The organism is Devosia sp. LC5 (assembly GCF_000735585.1).
In the GTDB taxonomy this organism is placed as follows: Bacteria; Pseudomonadota; Alphaproteobacteria; order Rhizobiales; family Devosiaceae; genus Devosia.
Genome location: NZ_JNNO01000018.1, coordinates 62345 through 70460, shown reverse-complemented (window position 1 = coordinate 70460; position 8116 = coordinate 62345). Strand labels below are relative to the sequence as shown.

The 8116-nt window shown below is 62.3% G+C and carries 9 protein-coding genes; 2 read left to right on the top strand and 7 right to left on the bottom strand.

Annotated features, from left to right (window positions below; all coding sequences use genetic code 11):
- On the bottom strand, window positions 1-1917 hold a 1917-nt coding region (locus tag FF80_RS11320), incomplete at its 3' end, for a DUF2207 domain-containing protein (protein WP_035100338.1).
- Between the two features lie 7 nt (window positions 1918-1924).
- Window positions 1925-2479, bottom strand: coding sequence for a LemA family protein (locus FF80_RS11315; protein ID WP_035100377.1), 555 nt, complete (start codon window positions 2477-2479; stop codon window positions 1925-1927).
- Between the two features lie 309 nt (window positions 2480-2788).
- Here FF80_RS11315 and rnk point away from each other — a divergent pair, with 309 nt between their 5' ends.
- Entirely contained in the window at window positions 2789-3202 is a 414-nt protein-coding gene (rnk, locus tag FF80_RS11310; protein WP_035100375.1) for a nucleoside diphosphate kinase regulator, read from the top strand.
- Here the strand turns inward: rnk and FF80_RS11305 are convergent, their stop codons facing one another.
- The 4 genes from FF80_RS11305 to FF80_RS11290 are packed head-to-tail and all read right to left on the bottom strand — an operon-like array spanning window position 3203 to window position 5986.
- Window positions 3203-4129 (bottom strand): glycine--tRNA ligase subunit alpha, encoded by a 927-nt coding sequence (locus tag FF80_RS11305; protein ID WP_035100337.1) that lies wholly within the window; start codon window positions 4127-4129, stop codon window positions 3203-3205. It lies immediately after the preceding gene.
- 55 nt (window positions 4130-4184) lie between these two features.
- The gene (locus FF80_RS11300; RefSeq protein WP_035100335.1) at window positions 4185-4424 is read right to left on the bottom strand and encodes a hypothetical protein; all 240 of its coding nucleotides are present in this window, start codon (window positions 4422-4424) and stop codon (window positions 4185-4187) included.
- A gap of 3 nt (window positions 4425-4427) precedes the next feature.
- On the bottom strand, window positions 4428-5270 hold the full coding sequence (locus tag FF80_RS11295) for a S49 family peptidase (RefSeq protein ID WP_035100332.1): 843 nt from the start codon (window positions 5268-5270) through the stop codon (window positions 4428-4430).
- 50 nt (window positions 5271-5320) lie between these two features.
- The gene (locus FF80_RS11290; protein ID WP_160172828.1) at window positions 5321-5986 is read right to left on the bottom strand and encodes a methyltransferase; all 666 of its coding nucleotides are present in this window, start codon (window positions 5984-5986) and stop codon (window positions 5321-5323) included.
- Window positions 5987-6202: 216 nt separating this feature from the next.
- On the opposite strand from FF80_RS11290, the gene FF80_RS11285 reads away from it, so the two are divergent.
- Window positions 6203-7216, top strand: coding sequence for a polyprenyl synthetase family protein (locus tag FF80_RS11285; protein ID WP_244445760.1), 1014 nt, complete (start codon window positions 6203-6205; stop codon window positions 7214-7216).
- Window positions 7217-7239: 23 nt separating this feature from the next.
- On the opposite strand, the gene FF80_RS11280 is transcribed toward FF80_RS11285, so the two are convergent.
- Window positions 7240-8115 (bottom strand): 4-(cytidine 5'-diphospho)-2-C-methyl-D-erythritol kinase, encoded by an 876-nt coding sequence (locus FF80_RS11280; RefSeq protein ID WP_035100330.1) that lies wholly within the window; start codon window positions 8113-8115, stop codon window positions 7240-7242.
- Between the last annotated feature and the right edge of the window lies 1 nt (window position 8116).

The following is an 8116-nucleotide window of genomic DNA, read 5'->3' as shown; positions in this document are numbered from 1 at the left end:
CCCCCCCCCTCTCCTTTCCCCCCCGCGACAAGCGCGGTGGGAAACCCCCCCCAAACCCCCCCCCCCCCTGAAGCCGGAGGAGCTGGCCTGGACCGGTTGGGCGGCCACCATGGCGGCCGACATGCCCGTTGCGGCGGCGCTGATGGCGTTGGAAATCTTGCCCGGGGAGAAAGTCGAGCCGCCCGAATACCAGAGCGGACTGTAGAACCCGCCGCCGCCCGAAACGCCGCTGACCGCATTGCGGGCCAGCTCGGCCTCGAAATGCTCCGACCATGGTTTTTCCACGCCCAGTGCGATGGCATAGGGCAGGATGCGCTCAAAGCGGTCCACGCTCATGGGCGGCTCGTCATTGATATTGAGGCGGTTCTTCTCGGCGGTTTCGAGATAGAGCTTGAAGCCATCGATCTGGTCCATGACCTTGCGGCCCTGAATGGTGGGGGCGCGCATCAGCACGGCAAAGACGACAGTGATCAGGACAATCGAGAGTGCGGCCAAAGCTGCGGTATTGACTGACAGACGGCTGAAGGTTTCGAGGCCGCCGGCAAAGATGTTGAAGCCGACGACCACGACCCAGAGCAGGACAAAGAATTTGCGGAAACCGCCGCCTTTCCAGAGCGTGCTGGCAACCGTGCCGAATATGCCGAGCAGGATGCCGCTGACCACGCCGACAAAGAGCCAGACCGGCTCGAGCACGTCGAACAGCACCAGGGCTGCAAGAGCGGCGATGGCAATGAGGAAGCCGAGCAGGGCATAGAAGGTATTGTGGCGGAACCAGACAGAGCGGTTTTCGCTTTCGATGGCGGCGACGAATTCACCGCGCTTTTTCTCCAGTTCGGGACCGGTTTTCTTGTCGACCGTGACCTCGCCCTTGGATTGGAAATAGGAAAACAGCAGCTGCTCGCCTACCGGCAAGGCCGCGTCAGGCTCTTTGCCGGTCGCGGCCACGGAAAGGGTCTTCTTGGGATTGTCTATTTTGACCAATCCCTTGACGCCAAGATCGAAGATCGAGGCGGTCAGCGCGGTCCAGCCGGATTTTTCAAAGCCCCATTTGTGGACATAATGGGTCAGCGCCGGGGAAAAATCCTTGGGCGGGTGGAACAGGGGGATAATCGTGCCCTTGGGCGGATCGCGGCCGACCCGGTTCCAGGCGATCAGATTATAGGCCAGCACCAATACGACGCCCAGGATGGGCAAGACGATTTCGCGCAGATCGGAGAGCCAGATCAGCAGGGCATCGAGTCCCGCCGGCAGCGTCAATATGCCCTTCTGGAATTTGACGGCAAAGCTCATACCCTCGCCTGCGCCAAGCGCGCGATTGGCGCGGAACGTGGCCGTCGAATCCGAATTGCGGGTGATGGTCACTGCCTGTTCGGTCGAGCCAACGGCGCCGGTATAGCCGACCAGATCAGCGATCACGGCGCCCGGCGGCAGGGTTACATGCGCGACCGAATTGACGATGGGGAAAATCCAGTAATTGCCGGTGGCGTTCCAATAGAGCTCGTCATGATCGGCAAAGCTGCGCGCCATGCGGGTCATGGAATAGGTGATGACATAGCGGTGCTTGCCGCGAGCGATGAAGCTGTCGCTGTCGCCGATCCAGATACGGAGGAAATTGCCCATGCGCTCGGTGCGGAAGGGCTCGAGCTGACCGTCACGCGTAACGGTCAGCACATTTAGGTCGGAGCGGATTTTGCTGCCGGATGCGGAGAGCATCACGGTAGGGATGTCACGGTAGATGCCACGCCGGATATCGATGCCTTCGGCCACGACATCAACGGTTTCCATGACCTGCACCGAGCCATCGACGCGGAGCGTTATGTCGGCGGCAAAATTGCGGATTTCTTCGCGCGCCGCGGCCGGCAGGCACAGCACGAGTGCGAGCAAGACCCAAATGGCCAGGCGGGCGAGGTAAGCCATTATCAAGTCAGTTGAATTTGACGGACGGCACGGCGCGGTCGGCTTCGTTTTCCAGCTCGAAATACTCGGCCTTCTTGAACCCGAAGGGGCCGGCGATGAAGTTTGAGGGCACGGATTCGACCATCACATTGAGATTGCGCACCGCGCCATTGTAATAGCGCCGCGCCATCTGGATTTCGTCTTCCACAGTCTGCAGGGCAGCCTGGAATTCGAGGAAGGTCGTATTGGCCTTAAGGTCGGGATAGGCCTCGGCCGTAGCGATCAGGCGGCCAAGGGCGGAGGAGAGCTGGCCTTCGGCCTTGGCGCGTTCCCCGGGGGAGCCGGAGGCCGCTGATGTGGCGGCGGCGCGCGCATTGGTGACCGCTTCGAGCGTTTCGCGCTCGTGGCCCATATAGCCCTTCACCGTTTCCATCAGATTGGGGATGAGATCGGTGCGGCGCTTGAGCTGCACGTCGATGCCCGACCAGCCCTCTTCCACCATCTGCCGGTTTTTCACCAGGCCGTTATAGATGGTGACGGCATAAACCGCCGCGACAACGATTACGGCCAGAATGATCCAGATTGTCATGGGTGGAAAGCTCCTCGAACGCCCCGCATTGGCGCGAACACTGGCATTGCACCAACCCAAGTGCAATGGCCGCGCCTTGACTTGGCCGGCCGCCACACTACTTTATAGTCATGAGCATGACTTTGACATTCAGGCTGGAATACCCCTTCGCGGGATCGTAGCCCTAAGCATGCCTGCCGCGCCGGAGCCTGCTTAGGGGCAGGCTGATCGTATCGATCGTCAGAGCTGGCGCATATCCCAACCCAATTTTTTATTGCCGCAACGGCGCGCAAAATGCGCGACGGCGGCTGCACAGGTGCATACATGAATACCCAAGACTATAACGACCTCACGCCCGAAATCATCGTTGGCGAGGCCGATCACAAGCAACTCAACATCCTGGCCATGGCCGGGCTGACCCACACGCCCGACCAGTCGGACGACCTGCTCTATGAGCTGGAGCGGGCCCGCATCCTGAGCGATGCCGAAGTTCCCGGCGACATCGTCCGCATGCGTTCGACGGTGCGTTATCGCACCGATGCCGGCCAGGAACACGCCGTGACGCTGGTTTATCCAGTGGACGCCGACATCGCGGCCGGTCGCATTTCGATCATGACCCCGGTCGGCACCGCGCTGATCGGGCTGCGCGTAGGCCAATCCATCAGCTGGCGCAGCCGGGATAACCGCAAGCATATGCTGACGGTGCTGGCTGTGCGCCAGCCGGTGGCGGCCGACTAATTACTCAGCCCCGCCGCCTGCGGTTTGGAGCCAGGCTTCGCCGCAGGATTTGGCGAGTTCGCGGATGCGCAGGATGTAGCTCTGCCGCTCCGTTACCGAAATCACGCCGCGCGCATCGAGCAGGTTGAAATTGTGCGCGGCCTTCAGCACCTGCTCGTAGGCGGGGATGGCCATGGTCTGGCGATTGCCGCCGGCATAACCCTTTTCGAGGACCGCGCGGCATTCCTTCTCCGCATCCGCGAAGTGGCGGAAAAGCATTTCGGTATCGGCGGCTTCGAAATTGTATTTGCTGGATTCCTGCTCGTTCTGCAGGAACACGTCGGCGTAGGTCACCTTGGCGTCGCCTACGCCACCATTGAAGTTGAGTTCCATAATGGAATCAACGTTCTGCAGGTAACAAGCCAGACGCTCCAGCCCATAGGTCAGCTCGCCCGCAACGGGATTGCATTCAAAGCCGGCGACCTGCTGGAAATAGGTGAACTGGCTGACTTCCATGCCGTCGCACCACACTTCCCAGCCCAGGCCCCAGGCGCCCAGAGTGGGGTTTTCCCAATCGTCTTCGACAAAGCGCAGATCGTGCAGAGCCGGATCGATGCCGATGGCATAGAGCGACTTGAGGTAGAGATCCTGGATATTGGCCGGAGAGGGCTTCAGGATCACCTGGAACTGATAATAGTGCTGCAGGCGATTGGGGTTTTCGCCATAGCGCCCGTCCTTGGGGCGGCGCGAGGGCTGCGCATAGGCAGCGTTCCACGGCTTGGGGCCGAGCGCGCGCAGGACGGTGGCCGTGTGCGAGGTGCCGGCGCCCATAGGCATGTCATAAGGTTGCAGGATGACACAGCCCTGCTCCGCCCAGAATTGCTGCAGGGTGAGGATCAGACCCTGGAACGAGTTCTTGGGGTCCATGTGCGCGGGGCGGTCGGTCATAATCGGAAACAATCCTGTTGTCGCGCCAAACCTCTAGTTTGAGCGTCCCGAGCGGTCAACGGCGTTTGTCGTCGTCCTTGCCGTTCGGGCGGAAGGTGCCGTCATTGTCGCGCTTAAGATCGATGACGCCGGGCTGCTGGCGTTCGCGCAGGTCGCGTTCACGGCGCAATTGGCGGGCCGCTTCGTCCTCGGACTTGAACTGGCCTTTCCAGTCGCGCCAAATCTTGCGGATTCCCAGATAGATAATGCCGAAAACGACGGCGAAAATCAGGATGCGGATGATAAAACCAGTCATGCGCTAAAGCCCAAATCGCGCCCAGATGGCGCGGTCCTCGATAGTGGCGGCGACATCGGCCGTAAGACCCGAAGCCGAAAAGCCAAAGCGCGGCAGGCTGAGCCAGCTGCGCTTGGGTTCGATCATTTTCATCTGCACATGTTCGCCGTAGCGGGTGCGGAGTGTCTCGTGGATGTCCCCGATCGCGTCGACCAGGCCCAGCTCTACGCCGCGCAGTCCCGGCCACCATTCGCCGGTAAACAACACGTCGTCGGCGGCCTTGAGCTTGGCGCCGCGCCGCGTCTTGACCACGTCAATGAACACCTGGTGAATATCCAGTTCGAACTGCTTGATGCGCTCCACATCGCTCGGTTTTTCCGGCAGGAAAGGATCGAGTGTCGACTTATTGATGCCCGCAGTGTGCACGCGACGTTCGACGCCCAGTTTTTCCAGCGCCCCGACAAAGCCGAAACCGGCCATGATGACGCCGATGGAACCTACGATGGAAGACGGATCGGCAATGATCTCGTCACCGGCCACAGCGATGAAATAGCCACCCGAGGCAGCGGCATCTTCGACAAAGACCAGGACGGGCTTGTTGTGCTCGTCAGCCAGGTCGCGAATGCGCTTGCCGATCAGCCGGCTTTGCACCGGGGAGCCGCCGGGCGAATTGACGATAATGGCGATTGCCGGCGCTGACTTGATGGCAAAGGCGCGCTTGAGCAATGGAGCGACGGTGGCGATGTTGAGCCGGCCCGGGCGTTGTTCGGCAGCGATGACGCCATGCAGGCGCACGACCGGAATGAGCGGAGCGCGCCGGATGAAACGGCTGAGCCAGTTGCCTAGCTTGCTGGGGGTCGCGGCCATTGAGCCTCCTCTGAAGTCTTGCGGCCAGATTTAGGACGGGTTGGGCCCGATTACCAGTCGAGCCGGGCGACCCCACGAAAGATTGCATCGAACTCCGGCCGGAAGGCACGGCCTTCGGCATCGTGCAGGGCGCGGCTGGCGAGCATGCGCAATGGCGCGCGCGAGCCCTTTGTGCCGCGCAACAACACGCGATTGACCGGGGCGTCGGGGCGCGGAGCCAGGGGCAGGATAGTCAGTCCTCCAAAGCGCTGGCTGAAGGCGGCGAGCAATGGCGCCAGGCTTTCGACCGGGTAGATGAAGATGACTTCGCCATTGGCGGCGGCCGAAGTTGCGGCGGTGCGCACCCATAGGTCGAGGGAGAGCGCATCCATATGGCGGGCGGCGGCACGGTCAGAGGTGGCGGCAAGGGTGCCTGCGCCCGATTCAAAGAAGGGCGGATTGGCGATGACGGCGGCGTAGTGGTTTTCGAGCAGGCCGGCCGCTTTGCGCTCGGCACCCTTGGCGGTGACGTTGGCCTCAATGATCTCGGCATGGGCGGCAAAGCCATTGGCGGCCGCATTGTCGCGGGCGAGCGCAGCCATATCGGGGTTTTGCTCGACCAAAGTGGCGCGGCAGGCCGGGGCATGAGCCAGTGCCACGAAGGCGGCCGTGCCGACGCCGCTGCCCAGATCGAGCAGGCGTCCGACCCCTTCGGAGACCGCCGCGCCGAGCAGCACGCTGTCCAATCCCGCACGGAACCCATGCCGGGGCTGCGACAGAGTGATCCTGCCACCCAAAAAGGCGTCGCGCGTTATTGTTTGGTGTTTTACAAAGTCGTGTGGCTGGTCTAGGGACATCGCACCCGAAAAGGCCGTTTGGTGCGAAGCATATATGCGCAGATGCGGCGGGCTCAACCTGATTTGCCGATTGCGGCAAACGAGGACGGAATAGTGGTGTCAGTGCTGACCCAGATGCGAGAGGCGCAAAGCGCCACGCCGATCGAGCGGCTTGTTTCTGCCACCGAGGCCGACATGGCCAAGGTCAACGAACTGATTCTGTCGCGCGCCGAATCCCATGTCGAAATGGTGCCCGAGCTTGCCCGCTACCTGATCGAGAGCGGCGGCAAGCGGCTGCGCCCGATGCTGACCGTGGCGGCAGCGTCGCTCTTCGGCCGGGGCAATGGCAGCGCGGTCAATTTCGCGGCGGCCGTCGAATTCATGCATAATGCCACCCTGCTGCACGACGACGTCGTCGATGATAGCGACATGCGCCGTGGCAAGCCGGCAGCCCGTATGGTGTGGGGCAACAAGGCTTCGATCCTGGTCGGCGATTTCCTGCTCGGGCAGGCTTTCATGATGATGGTGGAAACCGGCGATATCGCGTCGCTGGGTGTGCTGTCGGCGGCGTCGGCGGTAATGGCTGAGGGCGAAGTGTTCCAGCTAGCCAAGACGGGCGATTTGGACACTACGGCTGACGACTATGCCGAGGTGATCCGCGCCAAGACCGCCGTATTGTTCGAGGCCGCCTGCAAGGTGGGCGCGATGGCTGGCGGAGCCGATGCGGCTGGGCGCGAAGCCCTGGGCGTCTTTGGGCTCGAACTGGGCAAAGCGTTCCAATTGGTGGACGATGCCCTGGACTATGGCGGGCAGAGCGGAACACTGGGCAAGAATACCGGCGACGACCTGCGCGAAGGCAAGATGACGCTGCCGGTGATTCTGGCGCTGGCCGATGGCAATGCGGCGGAGCGCGCGGTGATCGCGGCAGCTTTGGGCAATGCCGAGGCGAGTACCGAGGACGTGGCAGCAGTTGTCGCGATCATGGAGCGCCATGGCGCGCTGGAGCGCACGCTGGTACAAGCTCAGGCCCATGCTCGTGCGGCGCAAGATGCACTGGCGGCATTGCCAGCGTCGGAGATGCGGGCGCTGCTGGGTGATGTGGTCGAGTTCAGCGTGATGCGGGCCTTTTAGGTCTTTTGCCTGTCTGAACCACCTTACGGCACAATCAACGGCGCCGCGGCGACCCAATGATCCGGGCTCGCCTGGCGCAGATCGCTCGCGGCCTGATGCGCTTGAGCGCTCGAGCCAAAAAGACCGAACACTGTGGCGCCGGAGCCGGACATGCGGGCCAGGATACAACCTGGCGCGGTGCGGAGGCGCTGCACCAAATCGCCGATCAACGGGACGAGCTTGATGGCGGGTGGTTCCAGATCATTGCGCGTTTCCGCCAGCCAGATGCCCAATTGCGCGGGGCGGGTGAGCGGGTTGGGTAGCGCGGGCAATGGGTAATTATCGTGGGCGCGGAGCCGACGGAACACGTCGGCCGTGGCCAGCGGCACCATGGGATTGACCAGCACGATATGACAGAGCGGAAATTCGGGCAGCGGCGCCAGGATTTCCCCGATGCCGCGCGCCACCAAGGGACGCGACAAGAGACATGCGGGCACATCGGCACCCAATTGGGCGGCAAGAGCCGATAGCTCAGCGATAGGGATGGGTTGGTTGGAAAGCCCCGTCATTAGCCGGAGCGCGGCGGCCGCATCGGCGGAGCCGCCGCCAATGCCGGCTGCGACGGGCAGGGATTTGTGCAGCGTTAAAGCAAGACCCGTATCCACTGCGCCGGGCCAGCGAGTGCGGAAGGCAGCCACGGCACGCAAGACCAGATTGGTCTCGCCATTGCTCAGCCCCTTGGCGAACGGGCCGGTAATGGTAAGGCTATCGGCGACAGCAGGCACAGCTTCGAGCTCGTCGGCCATGTCGGCAAAGACGATGAGGCTTTCGAGATCGTGATAGCCATCTTCGCGGCGGCGGGTGATGTGCAGCGCCAGATTGATCTTGGCTGGCGCTGCCTGGAAATGGGCCTGGGACATC